This window comes from Streptomyces sp. NPDC052114, from assembly GCF_040680155.1.
Taxonomy (GTDB): Bacteria; Actinomycetota; Actinomycetes; order Streptomycetales; family Streptomycetaceae; genus Streptomyces.
Genome location: NZ_JBFAWC010000004.1, coordinates 248,528 through 272,537, shown reverse-complemented (window position 1 = coordinate 272,537; position 24,010 = coordinate 248,528). Strand labels below are relative to the sequence as shown.

Sequence of the window (24,010 nt, the reverse complement as noted above, 5' to 3'; positions counted from 1 at the left end):
CCATGCCGCTCTTCCTCCTCGGCATCGTCCTCGGCGGCATCAGCGGAGGCGTCACCTACGGCCTCACCGCCGACGGTCAACTGGCCGCGATCATCGCCGTCATCGGCGCCGTCCTCACCTGGCTCGGCATCGCCACCCTGCTCATCGCCGACGACTGACACACGACGAAGGGGCGCGCCCACGATCTCCCCAGACCAGGCACGCCCCTCAGGTGCTGATCACCGTACCGCCCCACGCACCCCGGAGCCACGATGACCACCACCGCCACCCACCTCCGCACTGTCGCCATGCACTGGTCGGACTTGCACGAGGCAGCAGGCCAGCCCGCGCAGATCGGCGCGTTCGGTCTCGGCCTCAAGGGCTACCTCGCCCGCCTCGACGAACTCGACGCCGAGCAGCTGGAGCACGCCCGCCACCAGGCCGCGCACCTCCGCTCCCTGGAACGCTCCACCGACCAGCTCGGCGAACGCCCCGCCCCGGTACGTCTCGCCGTCCTCGACACGATGCGCGCCGTCGAGGCCGCCCTCGTCGACTGCGCCGACCAGACCGCCGCCACGGTGCAGCGCTCCCCGATGGCGTACGCCCCGCGGGGATGGCCGGCCGCCGACCGGGCCCGCCGTAACGCCCTCGCGCGGGCGGACGCGCTCGACCCGCGACGCTGGCGCTACACCGGCCACCGCACCGCGCCGTACGCCGCGCTGTGGCTCCTCACGCGCATCGAGCGGAAAGGCGGTCCGTTCACCGCGCTCACCGACCCACAGCGCGCCCGCATCGGCGCCGTCGCCGCGGGCGCGGCCGAGCGGGTCGAGCGGGCCCTCGACATCGCCGCGCAACGCCGCACCCTGAAGCAGCCGCACGATTGCGGCGGTGCAATCGACATCCACGGCGGCGAAGGCCGCGCCCCGCTCGCGCACTGCACGGGGTGCGGGCAGGTCTGGAGCGAGGCAGAGGTGATCGCGGCATGAAACGGGCGCCAGAGGAGCAGCGGCAGGAGCTCTTACGCAGGTTGCACGAGGAGGACGTGAGGGCTCGATGGCGCCTGGCGGCACGGCTCACGGGCTGGGGGCTGCTCCTCGCGGCACTCATCGCGGCATGGGCCGCTTCCCGCCCGTAAGGCCGCGCGGGCTCAGCCCGTCCATCCGACGTCGCGCACCTCGACAACGCTGCCGGACACGGTGCACGTGACCCAGCTCGACGCCCCGAACGCCACGGTCGGCCCTGGCCGCGCGTCCGCGGAGTCGGCCACGGAGTCGATGAGCGCGAGTGTCTCCTCGTGCACGTCATCCGGCATCACGGTCAGCACCTCGTCGGCCGTGCGCGTGAGCTCCACCCTGTGCATAACGCCCCCTTGTGATCCACAGAGGCGCCACGGTAAGGCGAGGGATGCGAGAACGGATGTGCCTGTGGATAACCCTCAAGGTCCGGCATACGGCTCACACGCAACACCGTCACCATCACGGTCGAGATCCGAGCTATACCCCGGCTGACCCGCAAAGAGCGGAGCGGCACCCGCAGCCCGCACCTCGTCGCAGTTCTCGTAGTACACATCCTGCGGCGTGCTCGACTCGGCCGTCGCAGCCGGGGCCTGCGTCGTCTCTCCAGCGCCGTCGCCCGGTTCGCTGGCGGTCTCCGGGACCGTCGGCACCAGCACTTCCCGAGTTTCCGTCACGGTGGGTCCCGGCTCGGTGATCGTGACGGTGGGCGCGGGCTCAGGGCGCCCGGAGTCCTTGACCGTTGCCACGCTCACCAAGGCCACGAAGAGCACCCCCTCCAGACCCCATAGCCACCACGGCCCGGGCAGGCGGTGGCGCGATCTCGCCGACCGCGGCGGTCTGGCTCCGCCCTGGTTCCAGGAGTTCCCCCAACCCTGCCTATCGCCCATTGCCGCCTCCAGGGGGACCGGACGGGCCTATGCCGCTTCGTAGTGGTGCGCGCGCCCGCCCCGCCACTTCACCCACGCCGGATCATCGAGCAGCCCCTCCGCGTCCGGCAGCCCCGCCCGGCGCAGGAACTCCAGGAGATCCGCGTCATTGTGCGCGAGGCCGAGGATCTCCCCGCGCACGGCGACCCGCCGGCCACCGGAGCCCTGCGGCGGGTGAACGACTATCGGTGCACTGACCATGCCTCCAGAGTGCGTCGATCCCTTGACGGAGGTGACATGCAGATCCACGGTCCCTCGACTGGCCAAGCCCTGTCTTGCCACTCAGGCAGCGAACAGTAGACTGGACAGAAAAGCGCCCCACAATCTGTTCAATGTGTCTTGACCTGGGCAGATACAACAGAATTAGAGGACAGTCGTGCGGTCATACGAAGAGTCACACCCGTGGATCAACTTCGAGCTCAACTTGAAGAAGCTCGACCACAAGTGCTGGATGCTCGTCGGTGAAGCCGTATCCAAGCTCGATCACATCGCCGGCGTCCCGCTCCAGCCCTCGGTCGCCAGCGAACTGAACCGGATCTACCTGTCCAAAGGCGCTCACGCGACCACCCAGATCGAGGGCAACACACTCTCTGAGAAGCAGGTACGCCAGCGCGTCGACCACGAGCTGAACCTCCCCCCGTCGCAGGAGTACCTCGGCCAGGAAATCGACAACGTGATCAACGGGTACAACCTGATCGTCGACGACGTGCTGGAGCGACGCCCTCTGAGCTTGACCGTCCACCGCATCGAAGAGTTCAACCGGACCGTCCTCGAAGGCCTCGCAGACGCCGACGCCACACCAGGGATCCGCACCACCAGCGTGCTTGTCGGCTCTCACTACCGCGGTGCACCAGCAGAGGACTGCGCATACCTTCTCGACCGCCTCTGCGGATGGCTGGAAGCAATGCGGAAGACGACCCTCGGCACCGAGTACGAGAAGCCCGTAGCCGTCCTGTCCGCCATCCTCGCCCACCTATACATCGCCTGGATCCACCCCTTCGAGGATGGCAACGGCCGCACGGCACGGCTCGTTGAGTTCCAGCTCTTGGTGCGCTCCGGTGCGCCGACCGTTGCAGCGCACGTTCTTGCGGATCACTACAACAAGACGCGCAGCGCGTACTACCGGGAGCTGCGCCGCACCAGCGAGGTGACACCCCACAGCGTCAGCGGATTCATTGAGTACGCGCTGCAGGGGCTCGTCGATGGTCTGCGCCAGCAGATCGAGGAGATCCAGAGTCAGCAGCTGGGGGTGACCTGGGTGAACTTCGTTCACGACGCATTCCGCGACAAGCACACCCCTGCGTGCACACGCCAGCGCCTGCTCATCCTGAGCCTGCCCCCTGGGGAATGGACTACCAAGGCCTCGATCCGCGAACTGACCCCCCAACTCGCGCTGGCGTACGCAGACAAGCAAGACAAGGCGGTGACTCGGGATGTCAACGCGCTCGAAGCCATGGACTTGCTGGCCAAGCACAAGCGCGGCACCGTAACGACAGTCCAGCCCCGCATCGACCGCTTGCGCGCCTTCATGCCGCTGGTGGCTAACGGCTAATCCAGGCGATCACATCGCGAGCCCTCCCGCCCTACCAGGGCAGGAGGACTCGCGACCGACTATCTCCCCGCGCACGTTGACCCGCCGGCCGCCGGAGCCCTGCGGGTATCGGGCGCTCGTCATACGTCGAGCGTCACCCGCTTCGTCTCGCGGCGCATCCGAAGAAGGGTGCCGGGCAGAACCATATGCCCATATGCAGAGTCCACGGGCCGAGTCCCCGCTCGGGCGGCTCGTCTCACTCCAGCGCGCCGAGCGCCGTGTCCGGCCGACAGTAGCGGGCGCGCGTCGACGCCCCCGTGCACGGCGCGGCACGCCTGGTCCTGGCCGACGCCGCGGGATCGCTTGCCCGCCATGTGGCAGTCGACTTGCACATACACCGCATCGCGTCCGGCGAGGCCCTGCCCGATGAGCCAGTCCGGGGCGGGCGGGCGCTGCTCGCCCCGGAGCCGCTCGGCCTCGCGCTGCTTTTCGGCCTCGATCCACCCGCCGGTGCCGCGATGCTCCGCTCCTGTAAGCGTCCCAGGAAACAGAGCGAGGCGGTCTTAGTTAGAAGACATCGGGGAGAGCGTTTAGGACGCGATACACGGAGTAGAGGAGCACCAAGCCGAGCAGGCCGCCAATTATCCGCACCCACCAAGACTGTCGGGCACGCTTGTGCGCTTTCCACATACGCCAGATTCGGGCCACCGCAGACAGTCCGGACAAAGCCACGATAGCGAGGCAGATCCAATAGATGACGGGCTTGCCTTGCTCGGCACTTCTCTCAGCGCAGTATCTGGCGACAGAAAGACCCAGATACGGGGCTATATATTCGGTCGAGCTGAAACCATCCTTCGACCCTTCGACGCTTTTCTCGTCGGTCATCCGCGAGGCACCCCTTCGTGTCACAGCAATCCCAAGCGGGGTGTGCGCCCCGAGAAAGCCCACGATGGGGCGCACACGCTATCGGCCGACCTCGTCAGACGATGAGGTCGTACAGCCAGTCGATGAGATTCTCAAGCCCGATAGTGCCTCCAACAGTTAGGACGCTCTTGACGCTCTTGGGGAGCTTATTGAACGCCTTCTTGAGAGCGCCCTTACCCTTCTTGGCGGCGGCTTCGAGGGGCTTCGTCCATTTATCCGGAAGAGAGTCCCAAGCCTTCTTCAGTGCCTTCTTCTTGAGGCTGTCGATAATTCCCTTGGAGTCGGGCGAGTGCGTGTTGGACGATGCCGCGAGATCCGCCTGGGTAATCCCCGAGCCCTTCAGCAACGACTGCCCGTGAGGGGAGTTGAGGTAGGCGAGCAACGCTCGATCGGAGTTCGACTCCACCGAACTACGGACGGTTGCTGTCTGGTGATCGTGAGTTGCGGCCTCGGCGGCCGTGCCTGCCACGCCGAGCGCGAGGGCCGCTATGGCCGAGATGGCGCCGATTCGAATATGGCGACGATTCACTATGATGACCCTTTGGGTAGAACGGTGCGGGCACCCCACCTCTGACACGCGCGTTGGCCTGAGAAACCATGCGTGTCAACGTGGTTGGGGCCCGCACCCCCAGCGCTGCGCCGGGGGTGGTTAGACGTTAGCCATCGATCGATCGCATATGCCAACGGCATGTTCCAAGCCGTGGCGGAAAATCACCCCTCCCTGACCGCGTCCCCCTTCGCCATGTCGCAGGTTTCACCGAAGAGCCGCAGGTAGCCCGGCGGTTGGGGGTGGCGCGCGTCGGGTCACAGCGTGCGAACCCGGGCGCGCTCCGGCGGCGCAAATGTCCGAAAGGTCATGTCATAGCACTTGCTGTAGCAATAAAGGCCCCTAGTGGCGCACCTCGGGGCCGCGTTTCGTCGCGCACGGCTTCGGCTGCCGCCAGGGCAGCGTCTCATCGCACTCTTCGTCGAGCTGCTGCATGAGATCATCCATCGCTACGCCCCCGGGCCCGACCTCTTCAGGTCCGTGCGCTGCCCCTGCCGCGACTTCCGGTTGGCGAAGTACGGGCGCGCCTTCCGGTAGTCGACCGCGCTCGACCGGCCAACCGGCACGACCGGCGGGAAATCCGCATCCTCGCGGGCAAGCTGCGAGATCCGCTGGTGCGTGATCCGCTCGACGACGCCGTCACTGACCAGGCGTCGGGCCAACTCCCGGAACGAGACCATGTCCGGCCCCCCTTCTTCGTCGGCCATGGGGCATCATCCTCTCGACTTCATTGCCATATGGCAAGGAAGTCGCTAGCGTCGTACTCGGTAACGGGAAAACCCCTCGGCCCATGTGGCGTTGGAGCGCCGGGCCGAGGGGTGGACCCTTTCTGACTGCGACGAAAGAGCAGGTCCGCCATGGAGCGTACCCACCAGAGCCCTGCCCCGCCCCCGCCCCCCGAGGTACTGCGCCTGCGCACCCAGATGCGCGCCGCCGACTACAACCCCGACCAGCCGCACAAGGTCAGCGCGCTGGCCTGTGTGATCGGGGTCGACACCCACCGCCTCACCGCCGTCATCACCGGCCGCGCCCCGCTCAACCACCGCATCCCCCGCGAACACCTGGCCCGCGTCCTCGCCGACGCGGCCACCGGGACCATGCACCGATCGGCGGTCAGCGCATGAGCGAGCAGCAGCCCGAGCCGCCGGACCTCACCCCGCAGCCCAACCAGATCATCGCCAAGCCCGCCACCGTCGAGGCCTGCCAGGACGACTACGCAGACGCCGCCGCCGTCTGCCTCCGCATGGCCCAGCAGGACGCAGTGAGGCGGCGCGCGTAAAGCACCCCGCCCGCGCGATGGCCGCGGTCCTGTTCGTCCTGAGCAGGCCCGCGGCCTCCGTCGGCCGCCCCCTGACACCCACGACGCCTGGAAGGTCCCGATGACCACCGGCAACGGCCGCCGCCTCTCCCAGCCCATCCGCCTCGCATGGGCCCTCGTCCTCTCCATGCTCCTCGCCGCCGCAGCCTGGTCGCTCTCCGGCCAGCTCATGCGCTGGGGCATGCACCCGTGGCTCGCCTGGCCCCTCTCGGTCATGTTCGACGCGGCCGGACTCATCTGCGCCACCTACGCCCGCCGCGCCGTCGAACGCGGCACCCCCGCAGGCCTCGCCCGCCTCGCGCTCCTCGCGTTCGTCGGCGTCGCCGGACTCCTCAACTTCAACCACGGCCACGCCATCGGCGGCATTCCCGCCGCCGCCGGGTTCGCCTCCTTGTCCGCCGGCGTCGAGCTCCTCTTCGAGCTCCACCGCCGCGACGTACGCGACGAACAGCGTGCCGCCCGCGGCCTGATCGCCGAGCGGCTCCCGCACATCCCCGCCCTCGGCTGGGTCATGTACCCGGGGCGGTCGTGGAGCACCCTGCGCGCCGCCGTCGGCGTCCGTCTCGACCTCCTCGACCCCCTCCAGGCCGACGAGCAGGACAGCGGACAGGACAGGAGGGGGCGCGCGCACAGGACTGTCCGGGCGGCTGTCCGGGCCGTCCTGGACACCGTCCCGGACGCCACCCTCGACGACATCCTCGACCAGCTCGACATCCTCGGTGTCGACGCCGACGAGGACACTGTCCGTGCTGTCCTGGACAGCGAGCAGGACACGAAGGACAGCAGGTCACGCGGCAACCTCCGCCCCATCGCGCCGCCGGGACAGACGATCGCGGACACGATCCGGACAGCTGTGTCCACCGGGATGCAGGACAAGGACAAGATCACGTCCTACGTGCGGGGCGTCCACGGTGACGGCGTCTCGCGCTCGACCGTCGTCCGCACTCTCAGCCGTATCGCGCGCGAGCGGAAGGGCGCGTGATGACCGCCGTTGGCGGGCTGGTCCTCGCCCTCGTCTGCGTCTCCACCGTCGCACTCGCCCTCGGCATCACCGTGGCCACCTGGGGCGGGCGTGACCCGCACTGGCTCACCACCACGGTCCGCGTCTTCGCCGTCACCCTCGCCGGGTTCTGCCTGATCCTCGCCGCCCTCGGCCAGCTCATCGAGGCACTCCTGCCATGACCGACCGCACCGTCCTCACCGACATCGCCGACGCCTGGCACCTATGCGTCATCGCCGGACTCGCCAACCCCACCGCCGCCACCGCCACCGAGGCGGCCGCCGCGCTCGTCGCCACCGCCGCCCTCCTCCAGGGCCACCGCCGCCCGGCCGCCACCCTCACCGCCACCACCGCCGCGAGCATCGCCGCCGCGGCCCTCCTGCACTGAGGCCCCCGTGACCGACACACCCCGCCCCGTCACCCCGACCCGGATCATCCCCGCCGGTGCGCCCCTGCCCGACCGACCGCCCGAGCCCGGCGAGGTCCCGCCCTGGCGCACCCCGCCACCTCCTCCGCCCCCCGCCGCCGTACCGCCTACCCCGGCCCCCGCACCGCCACCCGCTCCCGCGCCGGGCACGATCGAAGTCCGCGTCACCTACGCGCCCATGCCGGTCGAGCCCGAGCCCTCGCGCTGGCAGTGGCTGTGGAACTGGCTGCGCCCCTGGCAGTCCCTCGCCGCCTCGGCCATCGCCCTCGCCCCGGCCTTCAACGGTAGGAGCATGGCCACCGGGTGGGCCTACGCCCTCAACGACGCCCGCACCACGCAGAGCATCACCGCCGCCTACGTCCTGGCCGCGGTCGCCATCGGCGTCGCGCTGCTCCTCGACCGCACGCGCCGGTTCCTGCCCCGCGTCCTCCTCGTCACCGCCGTCGTCGGCAGCCTCGGCGTCCTCGACTGGTGGGACCCCTTCCTCCTGCTCACCGGAGTCTCCCGATGACCGGCACCACCACCCTCACCCTCGGCGGTCTCCTCGCCGCCCTCCTCGTCCTGATCGCCAACCTGCACCCGTGGTGGACCGGCAACCGGGAAATGAAGATGCTCGCGCCCTTCGGCAAGGGCTTCTCCGCGGCGGCCTGCGCCGCCGCCTGCCCCGGCGGCCTCCTCGGCTGGGCCCACTCCCGGACCGGCACCGTCGCCAACGGCGCCGGCGAACGCACCGGTGCCGCAGCCACCGGCACCAGCTCCGCCTCCGGGATCACCAACGGGCAGCTCATCGGCCTCAGCGCCACCGGAGCCGCCATCGCCGTCGCCGTCGTCTTCCTCGTCGTCCTCGCCTACAAAGCCGCCGGGAAGCAGGACAAGAAGCGGATCCTCGGCGGGGCCTTCGTCGGCTCGGTCCTGCTGCTCACTGCAGGCGTGGCCGGCGCCCTGTCCTGGCTGCCCACCGCCCTCAACACGACCGGCGTCGCCCTGGTCGACGCGGTGCAGGGAACGGGTGTCCTGTGAGCCGCCTGGCCCGGGCCGCCGACCGCCTCGCCACCGGCTCCAGCATTCTGACCAGGCGGCTCCTCGCCGGGGCGGCCGCCTGGTGCGCGCGCGGCCGCCGTGAGGACCTGACCGGCTGGAAGGCGGTCCTCGGCATCATCGCCCGCGGCCTCCTGCTGGGCCTGGGGGCGTACTTCGCCGCCCGCATCGTGCGGGCTCTGCCGTGGCTGCTGTGGCTCCTCGGCGCCCTGTGGCTCGGCGCCGCCTGGAAGGCCTCCCGCAAACACCCCGCACCCCCGGCGGAGACGCCGCCCGCCGGACCCTCCGCCGGGGGCGACAGAGAGGCGCTGCGGACCCTCCTCCTCGACCTCATGGGCACCGGCTCCGCGGTGCACCTGCGCACCGTCCTGACCCACCTCCAACAGCACCCTCCGACAGCCGACCTGACGGCCCGCTGGACGATCGCCGATCTGCGCGCCCGTCTGGAGGCCCTGGGCATCCCCGTCCACCCCAAGGTGAAGGCCGGCCGCGGGGGCCCCACACGGGGCGTCCGACGCGAGGATCTGACCCCTTCCCCGGCCGCGTCGCAGGAGACGTCTACCGAGCCGTCTACCGCCGCCTGACCTGCATGTCTACCACCCCATCTACCGCCGTCTACCGGCCCATCTACCCGCCGTCTACCGCCTACTTGGGAGCCCCCAATGGAGAGCAAGCACGAATCCGTACGCGACTACATCGCCGCCCGCAAGCGAGGCGACGCCGACACGGCGTCCGCCATCGCCAAGCAGGTCGCCAAGAGGTTCGCGACGCGCACCACCGACGGATCCGAGGCCGCCGAGATCTACGAAGCGTCGCTGACGATCCCGCTCGGAGGCACGACATGAAGACCGTCCCCACCGAGCCCGCCGACGGCATCCACATGGCTCCCGGCAACGTTCCGGGGCGCTGAGATGGCGCGCGACCACACCCGGTGGCTCCGCATCCACGACGCCAGCCCCGTCGCCGACATCGACCCGGACGCGCCCTACGAGGTGCAGGTCAGCGACGACGGCGGACACACCTGGGAGCCCCCGCACCCGACCACCGGAGAAATCCTCCAACTGGCCATGACCGAGGTGCTGTACGCCGAGCGCACGGTCGAGATCGACGGGGGCGTCGTCACGGTACAGCAGCCCGCTCTGCTCGCCCGCTACACGCCCACCCACTAGCCCCCGGGGCGGCCGTTCGCTGCCAGGCATCCCGGCCGCCCCGGTCCCATCCCGATCACACGAGACAGGAGCACCACCATGGCACGAGACACCACCGGTCCCCAGACACAGGCACTGCGCGCGATGACCACCGACCTGCCGAGCAACCCCTCGGACTGGACCCCGGAGCAGCGCGACGCCTTCACGCAGCAGTCCGACGAGGCGATGCGCGAGCAAGCGAGCGTGAGCACGCGTCAGCTGCCCTCGGGACGCTGATCTAGGAGCACACTGAGACTGGGCCCCGCCGCGCTCACCCCCCGACACGGCGGGGCCTTCGCATGCCCACCGCGACCACGTCGCCGCCCGTGGGCAAGATTCATGAATGGCATATGAACTAACTGCCCTCAATGGGCCTATAGCGACCCTTGCATAGTTCGCAGATGCTATTTTCCAATAGACCGATCTAGCCGTGTTTGTCCAACTCGGCAGGCGCTGAAAGTGCTGGAGCGAACGTCACACCTCGAAGGGGTGAACGCAACGTCCGCTCACGGCCGTTAAGTACAAGGGGTACCCCGAGCATGCACAACAGTCCGCCCAACCACTCCATATGCGGGCGCACCTGCGCCGTGTTAATCGCGGTGCTTACCGCGGGAGCCGTCATCTTGACCTCAACGGCTGCTTACGCGTCAGACATTGAGGCACGCCGCGCGTCCAGCAGAGCGACAGCCACTCCTGAAGCGGAGCCCACGCGAAGCGTCGGCCTCTCGAACGCTGAGGTCGAGGAGCTCCTGGAGTTGCTCGCAGCCGTCCCTGATGTCGTCCTCGCCCAGGGAGGCAAGGCTACTCTCGCCCACCTGCGCGCTACCCACCCTGAACTCGGCGTCTCACCCAGGCTGAGCCTCCCGAGCGCCAAGTGCGTTGGCCTGGTAGCAGCAGCAGTCGCGGGGGCTCTGATTCCTGCTGGCAAAGTCGTCAAGCTCGCAATGATCGCCAAGAAGTACGGTGTTAAGCGAGTGGCTAACGCGCTCATCGGGGTCCGCAAAGGCATGGGGCGGAAGTACCCCGACGATTTGAAGGACGCGGCTCTCATCCTCCTTGGTGTGGATCAGATCAAGGCAGCCTGCAAGTAGAGGAGGACACCCGATGTTGGTAGCGCGCATTGTGCTGATCGGCGAGACCGTCCTCGTTGTCGCAGGGGTCGCTTGGATGCTGATCAGCGTTCGTCACCGCGTCCGCATCGCAGGAGAGCGCAGAGCTCGGCATGAACTGCTGAAGCCCACGACTGAGTTGCTCACTGCCGCCGCCCTCAGCTTGGGGGCAGGCTGGGCTATCAGGCGACACGAAGTGCCGAGCTTGGCATCTCTGGCCATCCTCGGAGTCGTCCTGCCCGCTACGGCAGGGATGGCCTTGTCGCTCCTGGTCCGCCAGGAAGAGCGACCCACACGCGGCATCCGCGGCTGGCTCGTTCTCACGGTGCCGATCATCGGCGGTGGGACCGCTGGCCTGATGCCGGGGATGTTCTAACCGCCCCCACTAGTAGCCGGGGTTGAAAGCAGTGTCTCTGAGCCCGGCAGCGCGCCCCGCCGCGCGACTCCCGTCGCGGCGGGGCTTCGCCATTCCCGCTCCCACCGGTCTCCCGCCCCGCTACGCTCCGGGCCTCACCACACACCCGGGGGACCCATGCGCCGCAACACCGCCGCCGTCTTACTCACCACCCTGCTCGCCCTGACAGGCTGCTCCGACAGCGACCCAGACGAGCCCTCCAAGACCACCACGGCTACCGTTACAGCTACCCCCTCACTGAGCAGAGCCGAGACCGCCCGCCAGTGCAGTGAGGCGGTCGCCGAGGCGGCTCCCGGGTGGGACGACTGGAACTACAGCCCCGGCGGCTGGGAGGACGACCCGCGGACCCCGAAGGTGTGCCTGGGCCTGTCGGACGACGAGTACGCGCCCCGGGGCAACCGCGAGTTCATGACCGCTCTGATCGACGGCCTGGAAATGGCGGACGATCCCCGCGCGCGACAGTAGCGACCGCGGCGGCAAAGGGTAGTTGCACGATCATCCACCATGCCCCAGACTGGGCCGCAGATCTGGCATGCCCAGAAACAACCACAGACCTCACGAAGCCCCGGCCAACACCCCCGGCCGGGGCTTCGTCGTGCCACGAGAGGAGGCCGTGGTGCCCGACTTCGTGTTCAACACCGCCCTCGGCAAGGTCCGGTACTACGCCGAACTCCCCGCCACGAACGACGCCCTCGTCCTGATCGCCCTGGAGTCCAGCGGCCTGGAGAGCGACAGCGTCCTCCGCGACAAGGACACCTTCGCCGACGTCGTGTCCGGCACCACGAACGAGCAGACCCCCGTCGGCCGCAAGACACTCGCGTCCGTAACCGTCACGGTCGACGACACCCTCGACCGCGTCGCCATCGACGCCGCCGACATCTCGTGGGTCTCACCGTCCGGCGCTGCCGTCGGCGCCCTGGTCGTCTGCTACGACCCCGACACCACCACAGGCACGGACGGCGACCTGATCCCGCTGACCAAGCACGGCTTCAGCTGGAACCCCGGTGATGGAGTCACCCTGAATCTGGCGATTTCGGACCTCTACCGGACCAGCTCCACCGGCTGATGGCCAGCTTCAGCGACGATTTCAACCGTGCCGACAGCACGGATCTCGGTTCGGGCTGGGTCGAGGTATCCGGCAACCTTTGGGCCATCATCTCTGGGCAGCTCTCCCCGGGTGCGGCAGGCGGCACGATCATCCTGCGCGCCGCCACCCCCATGGACGGCAACGACCACTACGCGCAGGTCACTATCGCCGCCACAACGGCCGCGAGTCAGGGCGTGTGGTGCCGCGGCAACTCGAACTTCACCCAGGGCTACCTCCTGCGCAACAGCGGCTCCAGCTGGGACCTGTTCGCCGTCACCGGCGGCAACTTCACGATGATCGGTACCTACGCCGTCGCTGCAGCGCCGGGCGACGTTGCCAAGGTCGAGGCGGTCGGCAGCACGATCAAGGGCTTCATCGGCGGCGTCCCGCGGATCAGCGTCACCGACACCGCAGTCCCGACCGGCACGGCCGTCGGCCTGCGCTCAGAATCGACCAGCGGTCTGCGCTACGACAACTTCAGCGCCGGCGACAACAGCACCGCCACGGAAGCCACCCTCACCACCGCCACGAGCACCGAAACCGCCCAACCGCTCACCGGCTCCAAGACCGCCCCCCTCAGCTCCGCAGGCGCCACCGAGACCGCACAGGCCCTCACCGGAACGAAGGCAGCCCTCCTCGCCCCCACGAACGCCACGGAGGCCACACAGCCCCTCGTCGGCGTGAAGACAGCCACGCTCCCCACGGCAGTCGAAGAGGCCACCGCGCGGTCCCTCATCGCCACCAAGACCACGACCCTGACGCGGGCCCAGACGGTCGAGCAAGCCATGCCCCTCGGAGGCGGCGGCTACGAGCCACCGCCCGGCCCCGGCCTCGACATCACCGTCGGATCACCTCACAGCGACTGGGCCGTCGGCGCACCTCGCACTGACTGGGAGGTCGGCGCACCATGCTGATCCGGACCGGTTCCACCGAGCACATTCGCGTACCTGTCACCGCACCTGCTGGCACAGACCTCGCAAGCCTCCCGGTTCGCATCGCCGTCGTAGCGCACCACGAGGAACCGGCTGACGAGGAATGGCACGAAGCGCACTGGACCGACGCGTGGGCCCGACTCCTCGTCGGGCCCAACAGCAGCACACAGACACTGCCCCGCGGCGCCTACCAGGTGTGGATCAACATCGACCCGCCCGGATCCGAGAATGTCGTCCGCCTGTCCGGCCCCCTTCTGGTGGCCTGAAGCCTCATCACATATGCCCCACAAGCGGCATGATGGCCCCTCCAGCACAGCATCCCTGGGGGGATTCATGAACCACCGCACCACTGCCGCGTTACTCCTCACGGCCGCCCTCTCGCTCACTGCCTGCTCGTCCAGCGGCAGCTCCGACGGCAAGCCCAAGGCCAGCGCCACGAACAAGCAGGACGGCCCCACCGCGAAGCAGGCCGCGGCCAAGCTCGCCGACGCCACGGGCGTGACGACCCTCGGAGAGCCGACGGACAACACCGGCTCGTGCTCGAACAAGGCCGCAGGCAAGGAACCGAGCCCCAACGACTGCTCGCAGCTCATCACGACACACACGGTGTCGATCTACGAGTTCCCCTCGGCCAAGGTCGCCGACCAGTGGACGGCCAGCCGAAAGAAGATCGACAAGACGTGGCGGCAAGTCGACCGCTACGCCCTCTCCTGGTCCGCACGAGACCAGGCGCTCAGCTCGAAGGAGCGCCGCACCGAGCTGGAGACGGCACTACGCAAGATCGCCAAGGCGTAACACTCACACCCCCAAGGCCCCCTCGCCCACCGGCAGGGGGCCCTCTGCATTCGGAGGCTCATCCCATGGCCGAACTCACCACAGCCCAACGCCTCGCCGCCTACCGCGACGAACTCCACGACGCCAAGTTCCCCCCATCCCAGGTCGAGACCCTCGTACGCGACGCAGCCCACCACCTCCACCACGAGGACGACGGCCCCACCGTCGCCACCGACCTGGAGGACGACAACACCCCGTGCACGGGCGTCACCCACGTACGCCTCATCCCTCACCTCGACCGCGACGCCATGGCCGAGGTGCTTCACCAGATGCAGGAGCGGGCTCTCCGGGCCTCCCCCCTCGCCCGCCCCCACCCCGGCCCCCTCCCCTTCCCCGGGTAGCCTCCGATGCCCACCGCACCACCCACCCGCTGCACCGACCCCGAGTGCCACGAGTTCGCCACGACCAAGGGCCGATGCGACGACCACCAGCGCACACCCTGGGCAGGCCGAGACGACAAGGCCAGCAGGTACGGCATCAGCTCCGGACGATGGGCCACCCTCAAGCGCAAGGTGCGCGCACGCGATCACGGATGCTGCTACCGATGCGGAGCCGACCAGGCCGACACCGGACCCGACGACGACCCGTTCGTCCTCGACCACGTCATCCCGATCAGTGAGGGTGGATCACCCACCGACCTCGACAACCTGGGACTCCTGTGCCCCACCTGCGACACGGTCAAGAGCAAGGCCGAGGCACTCCGCGGCGCCGAACGCGCCCGAGTACGCCGCACCGCCCGCCCATGACCGCCGCCCACGGCACCCGCCGGCCAACCAGCCAGCCCTGGGGACCCCGACGACCCCCGACACGCCCCACCACAACGAGCCGAGGCCCCACACGCCCGGCACAGGGCGCAGCAGCACACCAGACCCGCAGGGCCCCCACGAACGGCTGACAGGGTCCCACCGAGCCGTCCGGCCAGCCTGACGCCCCCACCACGGGGGAGGGGAGTCTCAATCGCTGGCCAAGATCGCAGAGGACCCGGCGCGGTCAACTCGGAAGACCGCGTCTCACTACGGCGACCGGGGGTATCGCCGCAGGTCAGAGCGCTGCACCTGGAGGGGTGCCGCATCGTTGCAGGTCAGAGTGTTGCCGCTGGGAGGGGGTGAGGGCATGCCGCGCACAGCGCAGCCGGCCGCGCTGCGGCTGCTTGGGGGCCGGTCGGAGGGCCGCGATTCCGGGGGCCGGGTGGTCAATAAGGGCCCGGCGTTCAAGCGGGTGCCGCCGGAGGCGCCGGAGTGGCTGAGCCAGGAGGCGGCCGCGGAGTGGGCGCGGGTCGTGCCGGGGCTGCAGCGGCTGGAGCTGTTGAAGCCGGAGGACCGGGCGGGCCTTGCGGCGTACTGCGAGGCGTGGGCGACGTTCCGCGAGGCGACGGAGACGGTGCAGCGCGAGGGCCTCACGATCGAGGCGAAGCAGGGGACGCTTGCGCATCCTGCGGTCGCCATCGCGCGCAACGCGGGCCGGGAAGTCCGGTCGTGGGCTGCGCACTTCGGCCTGACGCCCTCGACGGAGCAGGCCCTGGCGAAGGGGCCGGACGATGGCGAGGAAGACAACCCGTTCGCCTGATGAGGTGCCGCGGGCGCTCTTGGACGATGGGGAGCTGGAGCGCCTCAAGCTGTCGCCCGAGGTGGCTTGGTACCTGGTCGAGCGTGGGGTCCCGCTGCCGGACTGTCCGCCGCTGATCAAGACGCCGGAGCCGCGGGACGCTCCTGGGGCGCGGTTCGATCCGGAGCGGGTCGACAAGGTCATCCGCTCGTTCAGCCTGCTGCGGCACACCAAGGGTCAGTGGGCGGGCAGGGCGCTGAAGCCGGATCCGTGGCAGGTCGCGTACATCCTGGCGCCCACGTTCGGGTGGGTGCACTTCGACGAGGAGGCCGGCGGGTACGTCCGGATCATCGCTGAGCTGTACGTGGACGTGCCGCGCAAGAACGGCAAGTCGACGTTGTGCGGCGGTATCGCGATCTACATGACGTGCGCGGACGGCGAGCAGGGCGCCGAGGTTCTCGCCGCGGCGACGACGAAGGAGCAGGCGCGGTTCGTCTTCGATCCGGTGCGCAGGCTCGCCGAGGCGGCCCCCGCGCTGAAGGGGCACGTGAAGCCGTTGCGGGACAAGATCCTGCACGGCAAGTCGGGGTCGTACTTCCAACCGATCTCGTCCGTCGCGGACGCGCAGCACGGTGCGAACCTGCACTGCTACATCTGCGATGAGCTGCACATCCACAAGACCCCGGACATGGTCGAGACGCTGGAGTCCGGTACGGGCTCGCGCCGCCAGCCGCTCGGCGTGATCATCACGACGGCGGACTCCGGGAAGCGGGAGACGGTCTACGACAACAAGCGTCGCCGCATCGAGCAGTTGGCCTCGGGGGTGCTGACGGACCCGTCGGTGTACGGCGTGATCTGGGCTGCGGAGCGGACGGACGATCCGCACGACGAGGCGACGTGGCGCAAGGCCAACCCGGGGTTCGGGATCTCCCCGACCCGGGCGTACTTGCAGCGGGCGTCGCGGAAGGCGGAGCAGTCTCCGGCGGAGCTCGCCTCGTACCTGCGGCTGCACCTGGGCATTCGCACCCGCCAGGAGACGAAGTTCCTGCCGCTGCCCGCGTGGGACCGGAACGCGGGCCTGGTCGACGAGCAGGCGCTGGCGGATCGGGAGACGTGGGGCGGCCTCGACCTCGCGTCCACGTCGGACCTGTTGGCGTTGTGCTGGCTGTTCCCGGACGACGAGGACGGCACGGTGGATGCGCTGTGGCGGTTCTGGACGCCGGAGGCGAACGTCGAGGCGCTGGACAAGCGCACGGCGAAGGCCGCGTCCCGGTGGGTGCGGGAGGGCTGGCTCACCGTGACGCCGGGGAACGTCGCCGACTACGACTGGATCACCGAGCAGATCCGCAAGGACCGGGACTTCTTCAAGGTCCGCTCGATCGGCTACGACCCTTGGAACGCCTCGCAGTTGACGACGCAGCTCACGGCGGAGCGGGCCCCGCTGGTGAAGGTCCGGCAGGGCTACCTGTCGATGAATCCGCCGATGAAAGCCGTCCAGCGGCTGCTCCTGGCGGGTACGGCGCAGGCGCCGGCGCTGCGGCATGGCGGCAATCCGGTGGCGCGCTGGTGCGTGGACAACCTGTCGGTGGCGATGGACCCGGCGGGCAACGTGAAGCCGGACAAGGCCACGAGCGCGGAGAAGATCGACGGCGTGAGCGCGTTGGCGACGGCGATGTCGGAGCTGCTCGCGCGGCCTCGGAAGAAGAAGTCGGCCTATTCGGGCGACGAGGAAATCATGGTCGTGTGAGGGGTCAGCGCTTCCGGCACTGAGCCCTACCGCAGTCGATGATCCGCGGGTCGTAGAAATCCGCCACGAAGTCGCCGGTGGACGGGCTGGGTCGCATGCCCAGGCTGCTCTCCAATTCGCGTGTGATCTTCGGTGCTGCACGGTCATGGATGGGGCACCGGCCAGCGACTCGGTACAGCAAGTTCTTCAGCATGCCGCCACGGTAGCGGCCGGATTCGGGAGGTCGCGGTGTTCGCGTGGCGGCGTACGGCGGTCCGTAAGCGGGTCGTCGTCAACCAGAAGGAGCGGGCGCTCCGCGGGGTCCTGTGGGCGCAGCGCGGCCCGCTGTTGGTACTGCGGGACGCCGAGCTCCTGGAGGCCGGGCGCGAGCCGCAGCGGGTGGACGGCGAAGTCGTCATCGAGCGCGCGCAGGTCGAGTTCACGCAGGTACTCGCGGGCGGGGGTGGCTGATCGTGTCGTTCGTGGTCTCCTCCGGGCAGCTCGCGGTCACCGGCGCGGGGGTGACGCCGGGGTTCGCTGCGGTGCCCGTGGTGGCCGCGCCGTGGGAGTACGCCACGATCTGGCGCACTCAGCCGCAGGTGCGGACCGTGGTGGGGTTCCTGGCCCGGAACATCGCGCAGTTGGGCATCCACGTGTTCCGGCGACTGTCGGACACCGACCGGGAGCGGCTGACGGATCACCCGCTCGCGCTGCTGCTCGCGGATCCGCTGCCGCGGCTGACGTCGTTCCGGCTTGTCGAGCGCCTCGTCGCGGACGTGGCGACCTACGACAACGCGTTCGGGATCAAGCTGAAGGTGGACGGTCGGCTGCGGCTGCTGCCGGTGCCGCCCACGCTGATCCGCCCCTACGGGGGGAACTGGATCGCCCCGGAGTACTACGAGACGGCGGGCGGCCGGGACTTCGGCGTCGACGAGGTGGTGCACATCCACGGCTATCAGCCCGAGACGCTCACGTACGGGTGCTCGCCGATGGAGGCGCTGCGGGACCTGCTGCTCGAAGAGCGGGAGTCGGCGAAGCAGCGGGCAGCGATGTGGAAGACGGGCGCGCGCATGACCGGTGTCATCACGCGGCCGGCGGATGCCGAGTGGAACGCGGAGGAACGCCGCCGGTTCCGGGAGATGTGGCGGACGTTCGCACAGGGCGGTGGCGCCGAGGGCGGAACGGCGATCCTCGAAGACGGGATGGAGTACAACCCGGTCTCGATCAATCCGCAGCAGGCGCAGTACGTCGAGGCGCGGAAGCTGACGCGGGAGGAGGTCGCGGCGGCGTTCTTCATTCCGCCGCCGCTGGTGGGGATCTTGGATCATGCGACGTTCTCCAACATCCGCGAGCAGCACCAGCACCTCTACCAGGACACGCTGGGGCCGTGGCTGGTGATGCTGGAGCAGGAGATCGCCGCGCAGATCCTGCCCGACCTGCCCGGCGACAACGCCGGTGTGTACGCGGAGTTCAACATTCAGGCGAAGATGCGCGGGAGCTTCGAGGAGCAGGCTGCGGCGGCGTCGACGGCGACGGGCGGGCCGTGGATGACGCGCAACGAGATCCGCGCCCGCAACAACCTGCCCGCGGTCGAGGGCGGGGATGAGCTGATTACGCCGCTGAACGTGACGGAGGGCGGCCTCGCGAGCCCGCGCGACACCGCGCCGGAGCCGGCCGATACCGCGAAGGGACACCGGGGGCGCCGTAGGCGTAAGAGCGCGACGCGGCCTGACGGCCTCGGCGGCCTGGACGAGGAGCGGGACGCCTTCGAGGAGGCCCTCGTCGCGTTCAGCCAGAAGGCCGCGGACCGGCTGCTGACGCAGGCGGGGGCGAAGGCGGACGGTATGCCGGACCTCGTCGAGCAGTGGGCGGCCGGGTCGGAGGAGCGGCTCGCGCAGCTGACGTCGCTGCTGGCCGAGCACGGGTATCGGCTGGCGCAGGTCGGCGCGTGGGAGGTCCTCGACGAGCACAACCCGGACGCTGAGGGCTGGTCGGCCGAGGTGATGCTCGCCTGGTGCCTGGCTGCGGCCGAGGCGCACGCCGAGCTGCACGAGGAGGCCGGGCGCTCTGCGGTGGCCGAGGTGCAGGAGGCGGGCGGCGAGGGCTGGCGAGACAACCTCCGGGCGGCGGCGAGCACATGGGCGACGGCCGCCGCGGTGCGGGCGGTGACGGCGTCGACCGAGCTCCGCTCGTTCGGCGGGCACGACGCGGCGAAGGCGTCGGGGCTGGTGCGCAAGACCTGGCGCACCGGCTCGAAGCCGCGCCCCGAGCACGCCCGCATGGACGGCGAGACCGTCGCGCTCGGCGAGACCTTCTCCAACGGCTTGCGTTGGCCGGGCGACAGCACGGGCGACGCCAAGGACAACGCGAACTGCAACTGCGACCTGACCTACGCCTACGGCGAGGAGTGATCATGCGTACGAAGGACTTCGCCGCCCGCGTGAAGGCGGCCGGCCCCGACGACGGGCTCGCGCCGGGGCAGTTCACCGCCCTGGTGTCCGTGTTCAACAACGAAGACAGCATGGGCGATGTGGTCCGCGCGGGGGCGTTCACGGAGACGCTCGCGGCGTGGGCGGCCAAGGGTGACGAGATCCCGGTGATCTGGTCGCACAACTGGGGCGACCCGTTCGCCCACATCGGACGCGTCATCAAGGCGACAGAGACGCTGGCCGGGCTGGAGGTCGTCGGGCAGATCGACGACCTCGACGACAACCCGACCGCCGCGCAGGTCGCGCGGCTCCTCAAGGGTCGCCGCGTCACGCAGTTCAGCTTTGCGTACGACGTCGACGAGGAGGCGTACGTCCGTGACGACGACCACCGGTACGGCGGCTACTGGGAGCTGCGCAAGCTCAGCCTCCACGAGGTGGGTCCCTGCCTGGTGGGCGCGAACCAGGAAACAGAACTCCTCGCGGCGAAGGCCTCCGGCCTGAAGCGCGGGGTCAAGGCCGGGCGGGTCCTGTCGCAGGACAACTACGACAAGCTCACCACGGCCTACGAGGAGATCGGGCAGGTGCTCAAGAGCGCCGACCCGGAGAAGGCCCGCAAGACCAGCGAGCAGCCCGGCCGTCCGGGCGCCGCGGCCGCCGACGGCACCACGCCGTCCGCCGCCGAGGACGCCCCGCCCGCCAAGGGCCAGCCCGCACCCGACGACGACTTCGACACCCGTGTCGCGGCCGCCGTCGCCAAGGCCCTCGCTGCACGCGAGGCCAAGACCGATACCCCCAGCAGCACCGAGGACGAGACCACGCCGGACCCCCGCGAAGCCGCGTCGACTGACGCCGCCGCCAAGGCCGGTGCCGCCTCTGCCCGTCTGCGCACTGACCTTCAGCTCCTGGAGCTGGAGGCCTCGCTCACAGACTGAGGAGACGGCAGATGCCGACGATGACCCTGGCCGATCTGACGGGCCAGATGAAGCACCACCTGGAGCAGGCTCGCGCTATCTCGAAGGCCGCTGAGGATGAGGACCGGGATTTCACCCCGGAGGAGTCCGGCCAGCTGCGCGAGCACGTGGCCAAGGCCACCGAGGCCAAGGCCGAGATTGAGAAGCTGAAGGGCAACGACGAGCTCCGCAAGACGCTCGCCGACCTCGGTGACGACATCGCCCTGAACGCCAAGACCGACAGCGACGGTACGCGTCGTACGGCGTCCGGGTTCGAGCTGCCGGACCGCAAGAGCATCGGCGAGGCCTTCGTCGACTCCCCGGAATACAAGGCCCTGGTCGAGCAGGCGCCCAACGGGACCTTCGGGCAGAAGCAGCGCGTGCAGTCCGGCATGGCCGGGTTCAAGTCGCTGGTGACCGGGGCCTCGGACACCAGCGCTGGCGCGTGGGTGGTCAACGACCAGCTCGGCACGCAGGTCGGACTCGACGCGTTCCAGCGACCTCTGCGGCTGCGGGACGTCGTGACGCCGGGTACCACCATGTCCGACACGGTCGAGTATGTGCGCGTCACGTCGGTGACGAACAACGCCGCCCCGGTCGCCGAAGCGACGTCCTCGGCGGCGCCGACCGCGCCGGGTGGTGCGGGCGCGCTGGTCAACAACGCGGGCGGCGGCTACAAGCCGGAGTCCGCGCTCGCCGCGGCGAAGGTGACGACGCCGGTCAAGACGATCGCGCACTGGATCCCGATCACGAAGCGGGCCCTGTCCGACGCCGCGCAGGTGCGGACCCTGATCGATGCGTTCCTCCGGTACGGCCTGGAGGAGGAGCTTGAAGACCAGATGATCTCCGGGGATGGCACGGGCGAAAACTTCGAGGGCCTCGGGAACGTGTCCGGGGTGCAGGCGCAGGCCTGGGACACCAACGTCCTGACGACACTGCGCAAGGCCAAGACGAAGGTGCGCCTGGTCGGCCGCAGCATCGCCAACGCCTACCTCCTCAACCCTGCCGATGTTGAGGCGATCGACCTGCTGCAGGACAACGAGGGCCGCTTCTACTTCGGCGGGCCGACGGGCGTCGGCTCCGCGCAGACTCTGTGGAACCTGCCGGTCATCGAGACCGAGGCCGTCCCTGCGGGCACCGGCTATGTCGGGGACTTCCGCAAGAGCATCCTGTGGGACCGCGAGCAGGCCACCATCCAGATGACCGACAGCCACCTGGATTTCTTCATCCGCAACCTGGTCGCGATCCTCGCCGAGATGCGCGCCGCGTTCGGTGTCGTGCAGCCGAACGCGTTCGTCGAGGTCGACCTCACCGCCTGAGAGGAGGCATCCCCATGGCGTATCTGAACCCCGGCGCGGGCGCGGTCCGCGAAGGCAAGCAGGCCGCAGCATCGGCGAACGCCGCCGCGATGACGACCACCGCGGCCGCCGGCGCCAACCCGACGAAGGCGGAGTTCGACAAGGTCGTCACCGACCTCGGCGTACTGCGCACGGCACACAACGACCTGCTGACCAAGCTGCGGGCCGCTGGGCTCCTGGCGCCCTGATGCTGTTCACGCGGCAGACGGCCGGAGGGCGGTGTCCGTGCGGCGCGGAGCATGCGGCGTGCGGCCCGCCCTCCGGCGCGGTCCCGGTCGATGAGCGAATGGAGGTGGCCGTCGTGGGCGGCCCGCTGAAGAAGTACCGCGTGATCACGGCGTCCGGCGCCGAGAGCGTGGTCAAGTACAACGCCGCTGATGCCGAGCGGCTCGGTCTGACCGACGCCGACCTCGCGCCGGAGCGGGCGGCGGTGACGGACGTGCAGCTGCCGGACGACGCACCGCAGACGAAGGCGCGGGGCGGGGCGCGCAACAAGGCGCGGACCGCAGCGAAGAACAAGGCGGCCGACGGTGGCGGGGCCTGAGCCGCTGCTCCTGGCCGAGCCCGCCGCGCTCGACGCCTACCTCGGGGTGGGCGTGGACAATCCGCAGCTGCTGGCCGCGCTGTACGCCGCCTCGTCGCGGTTCCGCGGGCATGTGCGGCATCCGGTCACCCGGGTCACCGGGGACGTGGAGCAGCACGACGGGGACGGCACGAACGTGCTGCACCTGCGCGCGGCGCCCATCATCGCGGTGACGCTGGTGGAGGTCGACGGGACCGCGGTCACCGACTACAAGGTGCTGCGCCGCTCCGGCGTCCTGAAGCGCACGGTGGGCTGCTGGCCGGTGGACGCGGAGATCGACGTCACCTATGACCACGGGCTCGCCCTGGTCCCGGCCGATATCGCCGAGGTCGTCGTCGACCAGGCCCGCGTCATCTACCGCGTGGACCCGGCGATCCAGCAGGTGAGCACGGGCAGCGACAGCGTGACGTTCGCGGCGACGGCCGCGGTGGGCGTGACGTCGCAGTGGTCGGAGGCGGTGGCCGCCTACCGGCTGAACCACGGTGATGGCTCGTGATCGCCAATCCGCTGTACCGGGACACGGTCACCGTGATCCGCATGGTGCAGGGCGAGGACGACCGCGGCAACGAGACGTGGACCCCGACTCCGGTCGACGTCCCGGGCTGCAATGTTCAGCCCATGTCCAGTACCGAGGTGATCGAGGGCAAGGCGCAGGTGATCACGCGGTGGCGGCTGGCCGGTCCCGCGGACCTCGGCCTGAAGGCGTCGGACCGTGTGGAGTTCGACGGCCGGACGTTCGAGGTCGACGGCGACCCGGGCGTGCACCGGAGCTTCGGCGGGGTCCTCGACCACACCGAGGCGATCCTCATGGAGGTGAAGGGCTGATGGCCCGTTCAGGACGCTTCGAGCCGGACCCGCGCGGGATCGGCGAGGTGATGCGCTCGCAGCAGGTACGGCGCGCGCTGCGCCAGGTCGCCGACGCCATCGAACCGCGCGCACAGGCGCTGGCGCGCGCGGAGGTGTCCGACGAGTTCGCGGAGGCGATCTACGTGGAGGAGGACATCCGGCCCCGTGGCCGGCCGACCGCCCGTGTCATCGCCGACCGTGAGGACGCCGAGAGCGTCGAGTTCGGCGACACCAACCAGGACCGCCGTCGGATCTTGGGTCGGGCGGCGCAGGTCGGGCCGATCCTTCAGGACGGCGGGTGAT

Annotated in this window: 39 protein-coding genes; 34 read left to right on the top strand and 5 right to left on the bottom strand. The window is 69.7% G+C overall.

The annotated features are described in order from the left end of the window. Positions 1–2: 2 nt before the first annotated feature. Positions 3–158: a hypothetical protein gene (locus AB0L89_RS11015; RefSeq protein WP_365137809.1), complete on the top strand. Its 156-nt coding sequence runs from the start codon at positions 3–5 to the stop codon at positions 156–158. Between the two features lie 93 nt (positions 159–251). Next, positions 252–965, top strand: coding sequence for a hypothetical protein (locus AB0L89_RS11010; protein ID WP_365137806.1), 714 nt, complete (start codon positions 252–254; stop codon positions 963–965). A gap of 161 nt (positions 966–1,126) precedes the next feature. Here AB0L89_RS11010 and AB0L89_RS11005 read toward each other — a convergent pair whose 3' ends face one another. From AB0L89_RS11005 to AB0L89_RS10995, 3 genes are all read right to left on the bottom strand, one after another. Next, the gene (locus tag AB0L89_RS11005) at positions 1,127–1,339 is read right to left on the bottom strand and encodes a hypothetical protein (RefSeq protein ID WP_365137803.1); all 213 of its coding nucleotides are present in this window, start codon (positions 1,337–1,339) and stop codon (positions 1,127–1,129) included. Positions 1,340–1,414: 75 nt separating this feature from the next. Next, entirely contained in the window at positions 1,415–1,882 is a 468-nt protein-coding gene (locus tag AB0L89_RS11000) for an excalibur calcium-binding domain-containing protein (RefSeq protein WP_365137801.1), read from the bottom strand. Positions 1,883–1,909: 27 nt separating this feature from the next. Next, the gene (locus tag AB0L89_RS10995) at positions 1,910–2,122 is read right to left on the bottom strand and encodes a hypothetical protein (protein ID WP_365137798.1); all 213 of its coding nucleotides are present in this window, start codon (positions 2,120–2,122) and stop codon (positions 1,910–1,912) included. A 223-nt stretch (positions 2,123–2,345) separates the two neighbouring features. On the opposite strand from AB0L89_RS10995, the gene AB0L89_RS10990 reads away from it, so the two are divergent. Next, complete coding sequence (locus tag AB0L89_RS10990; RefSeq protein WP_365137795.1) at positions 2,346–3,473, top strand: Fic family protein; 1,128 nt, start codon at positions 2,346–2,348, stop codon at positions 3,471–3,473. 958 nt (positions 3,474–4,431) lie between these two features. Here AB0L89_RS10990 and AB0L89_RS10985 read toward each other — a convergent pair. Both AB0L89_RS10985 and AB0L89_RS10980 read right to left on the bottom strand, forming a co-directional pair. Further along, positions 4,432–4,905 carry a hypothetical protein gene (locus AB0L89_RS10985; protein WP_365137792.1) on the bottom strand — a complete coding sequence of 158 codons (474 nt, stop codon included), beginning with the start codon at positions 4,903–4,905 and terminating at the stop codon, positions 4,432–4,434. Between the two features lie 467 nt (positions 4,906–5,372). Continuing rightward, a complete protein-coding gene (locus tag AB0L89_RS10980) occupies positions 5,373–5,630 on the bottom strand; it encodes a hypothetical protein (RefSeq protein ID WP_365137790.1) in 258 nt (85 codons plus the stop codon). Positions 5,631–5,780: 150 nt separating this feature from the next. Between AB0L89_RS10980 and AB0L89_RS10975 the strand changes: the two genes are divergently transcribed. The 31 genes from AB0L89_RS10975 (at position 5,781) to AB0L89_RS10825 (ending at position 24,009) form a co-directional block, all read left to right on the top strand. Then, complete coding sequence (locus tag AB0L89_RS10975) at positions 5,781–6,047, top strand: hypothetical protein (protein ID WP_365137787.1); 267 nt, start codon at positions 5,781–5,783, stop codon at positions 6,045–6,047. Next, a complete protein-coding gene (locus AB0L89_RS10970) occupies positions 6,044–6,202 on the top strand; it encodes a hypothetical protein (protein WP_365137784.1) in 159 nt (52 codons plus the stop codon). Before AB0L89_RS10975 ends, AB0L89_RS10970 begins: the two co-directional genes overlap by 4 nt. A gap of 100 nt (positions 6,203–6,302) precedes the next feature. Beyond that, a complete protein-coding gene (locus AB0L89_RS10965) occupies positions 6,303–7,223 on the top strand; it encodes a hypothetical protein (RefSeq protein ID WP_365137781.1) in 921 nt (306 codons plus the stop codon). Then, complete coding sequence (locus tag AB0L89_RS10960) at positions 7,220–7,423, top strand: hypothetical protein (RefSeq protein ID WP_365137778.1); 204 nt, start codon at positions 7,220–7,222, stop codon at positions 7,421–7,423. Before AB0L89_RS10965 ends, AB0L89_RS10960 begins: the two co-directional genes overlap by 4 nt. Then, a complete protein-coding gene (locus AB0L89_RS10955) occupies positions 7,420–7,629 on the top strand; it encodes a hypothetical protein (protein ID WP_365137775.1) in 210 nt (69 codons plus the stop codon). Before AB0L89_RS10960 ends, AB0L89_RS10955 begins: the two co-directional genes overlap by 4 nt. Before the next feature lie 7 nt (positions 7,630–7,636). Continuing rightward, the gene (locus tag AB0L89_RS10950) at positions 7,637–8,179 is read left to right on the top strand and encodes a hypothetical protein (protein WP_365137772.1); all 543 of its coding nucleotides are present in this window, start codon (positions 7,637–7,639) and stop codon (positions 8,177–8,179) included. Next, positions 8,176–8,688 carry a hypothetical protein gene (locus AB0L89_RS10945; RefSeq protein ID WP_365137769.1) on the top strand — a complete coding sequence of 171 codons (513 nt, stop codon included), beginning with the start codon at positions 8,176–8,178 and terminating at the stop codon, positions 8,686–8,688. Before AB0L89_RS10950 ends, AB0L89_RS10945 begins: the two co-directional genes overlap by 4 nt. Next, positions 8,685–9,290 carry a hypothetical protein gene (locus AB0L89_RS10940; protein ID WP_365137766.1) on the top strand — a complete coding sequence of 202 codons (606 nt, stop codon included), beginning with the start codon at positions 8,685–8,687 and terminating at the stop codon, positions 9,288–9,290. Before AB0L89_RS10945 ends, AB0L89_RS10940 begins: the two co-directional genes overlap by 4 nt. 78 nt (positions 9,291–9,368) lie before the next feature. Then, entirely contained in the window at positions 9,369–9,551 is a 183-nt protein-coding gene (locus tag AB0L89_RS10935) for a hypothetical protein (protein ID WP_365137763.1), read from the top strand. A 66-nt stretch (positions 9,552–9,617) separates the two neighbouring features. Beyond that, positions 9,618–9,875, top strand: a complete 258-nt coding sequence (locus AB0L89_RS10930) for a hypothetical protein (protein WP_365137760.1) — start codon at positions 9,618–9,620, stop codon at positions 9,873–9,875. Positions 9,876–9,953: 78 nt separating this feature from the next. Next, a complete protein-coding gene (locus AB0L89_RS10925) occupies positions 9,954–10,130 on the top strand; it encodes a hypothetical protein (RefSeq protein ID WP_365137757.1) in 177 nt (58 codons plus the stop codon). 302 nt (positions 10,131–10,432) lie between these two features. Continuing rightward, a complete protein-coding gene (locus tag AB0L89_RS10920) occupies positions 10,433–10,984 on the top strand; it encodes a hypothetical protein (RefSeq protein ID WP_365137754.1) in 552 nt (183 codons plus the stop codon). A gap of 13 nt (positions 10,985–10,997) precedes the next feature. Further along, the gene (locus tag AB0L89_RS10915) at positions 10,998–11,378 is read left to right on the top strand and encodes a hypothetical protein (protein WP_365137751.1); all 381 of its coding nucleotides are present in this window, start codon (positions 10,998–11,000) and stop codon (positions 11,376–11,378) included. 156 nt (positions 11,379–11,534) lie between these two features. Continuing rightward, entirely contained in the window at positions 11,535–11,882 is a 348-nt protein-coding gene (locus AB0L89_RS10910; RefSeq protein ID WP_365137748.1) for a hypothetical protein, read from the top strand. 151 nt (positions 11,883–12,033) lie between these two features. Beyond that, positions 12,034–12,483 carry a hypothetical protein gene (locus tag AB0L89_RS10905; RefSeq protein ID WP_365137745.1) on the top strand — a complete coding sequence of 150 codons (450 nt, stop codon included), beginning with the start codon at positions 12,034–12,036 and terminating at the stop codon, positions 12,481–12,483. Further along, on the top strand, positions 12,483–13,418 hold the full coding sequence (locus AB0L89_RS10900; protein ID WP_365137742.1) for a hypothetical protein: 936 nt from the start codon (positions 12,483–12,485) through the stop codon (positions 13,416–13,418). Before AB0L89_RS10905 ends, AB0L89_RS10900 begins: the two co-directional genes overlap by 1 nt. Further along, a complete protein-coding gene (locus AB0L89_RS10895; RefSeq protein WP_365137739.1) occupies positions 13,412–13,702 on the top strand; it encodes a hypothetical protein in 291 nt (96 codons plus the stop codon). The genes AB0L89_RS10900 and AB0L89_RS10895 overlap by 7 nt, the downstream gene beginning before the upstream one ends. Before the next feature lie 67 nt (positions 13,703–13,769). Continuing rightward, on the top strand, positions 13,770–14,231 hold the full coding sequence (locus AB0L89_RS10890) for a hypothetical protein (RefSeq protein WP_365137736.1): 462 nt from the start codon (positions 13,770–13,772) through the stop codon (positions 14,229–14,231). 65 nt (positions 14,232–14,296) lie between these two features. Further along, a complete protein-coding gene (locus AB0L89_RS10885; protein ID WP_365137733.1) occupies positions 14,297–14,611 on the top strand; it encodes a hypothetical protein in 315 nt (104 codons plus the stop codon). A 6-nt stretch (positions 14,612–14,617) separates the two neighbouring features. Beyond that, positions 14,618–15,016 (top strand): HNH endonuclease signature motif containing protein, encoded by a 399-nt coding sequence (locus AB0L89_RS10880; protein WP_365137730.1) that lies wholly within the window; start codon positions 14,618–14,620, stop codon positions 15,014–15,016. 367 nt (positions 15,017–15,383) lie between these two features. Then, entirely contained in the window at positions 15,384–15,836 is a 453-nt protein-coding gene (locus AB0L89_RS10875) for a phage terminase small subunit P27 family (protein ID WP_365137727.1), read from the top strand. 19 nt (positions 15,837–15,855) lie between these two features. Further along, the gene (locus tag AB0L89_RS10870; protein WP_365137722.1) at positions 15,856–17,562 is read left to right on the top strand and encodes a terminase TerL endonuclease subunit; all 1,707 of its coding nucleotides are present in this window, start codon (positions 15,856–15,858) and stop codon (positions 17,560–17,562) included. Between the two features lie 228 nt (positions 17,563–17,790). Next, positions 17,791–18,012, top strand: coding sequence for a hypothetical protein (locus AB0L89_RS10865; RefSeq protein ID WP_365137719.1), 222 nt, complete (start codon positions 17,791–17,793; stop codon positions 18,010–18,012). A gap of 2 nt (positions 18,013–18,014) precedes the next feature. Next, positions 18,015–19,952, top strand: a complete 1,938-nt coding sequence (locus AB0L89_RS10860; RefSeq protein WP_365137716.1) for a phage portal protein — start codon at positions 18,015–18,017, stop codon at positions 19,950–19,952. Positions 19,953–19,954: 2 nt separating this feature from the next. Next, entirely contained in the window at positions 19,955–20,902 is a 948-nt protein-coding gene (locus AB0L89_RS10855; RefSeq protein ID WP_365137713.1) for an HK97 family phage prohead protease, read from the top strand. Between the two features lie 11 nt (positions 20,903–20,913). After that, entirely contained in the window at positions 20,914–22,239 is a 1,326-nt protein-coding gene (locus AB0L89_RS10850) for a phage major capsid protein (protein WP_365137710.1), read from the top strand. A gap of 14 nt (positions 22,240–22,253) precedes the next feature. After that, positions 22,254–22,466 (top strand): hypothetical protein, encoded by a 213-nt coding sequence (locus AB0L89_RS10845; RefSeq protein ID WP_365137707.1) that lies wholly within the window; start codon positions 22,254–22,256, stop codon positions 22,464–22,466. Positions 22,467–22,564: 98 nt separating this feature from the next. Further along, positions 22,565–22,822 (top strand): hypothetical protein, encoded by a 258-nt coding sequence (locus AB0L89_RS10840; protein WP_365137704.1) that lies wholly within the window; start codon positions 22,565–22,567, stop codon positions 22,820–22,822. Continuing rightward, positions 22,809–23,357 carry a mobile element protein gene (locus tag AB0L89_RS10835; RefSeq protein ID WP_365137701.1) on the top strand — a complete coding sequence of 183 codons (549 nt, stop codon included), beginning with the start codon at positions 22,809–22,811 and terminating at the stop codon, positions 23,355–23,357. Before AB0L89_RS10840 ends, AB0L89_RS10835 begins: the two co-directional genes overlap by 14 nt. Further along, positions 23,354–23,686, top strand: a complete 333-nt coding sequence (locus AB0L89_RS10830) for a hypothetical protein (RefSeq protein WP_365137698.1) — start codon at positions 23,354–23,356, stop codon at positions 23,684–23,686. The genes AB0L89_RS10835 and AB0L89_RS10830 overlap by 4 nt, the downstream gene beginning before the upstream one ends. Further along, complete coding sequence (locus AB0L89_RS10825) at positions 23,686–24,009, top strand: hypothetical protein (protein WP_365137695.1); 324 nt, start codon at positions 23,686–23,688, stop codon at positions 24,007–24,009. The genes AB0L89_RS10830 and AB0L89_RS10825 overlap by 1 nt, the downstream gene beginning before the upstream one ends. Position 24,010: the final 1 nt, after the last annotated feature.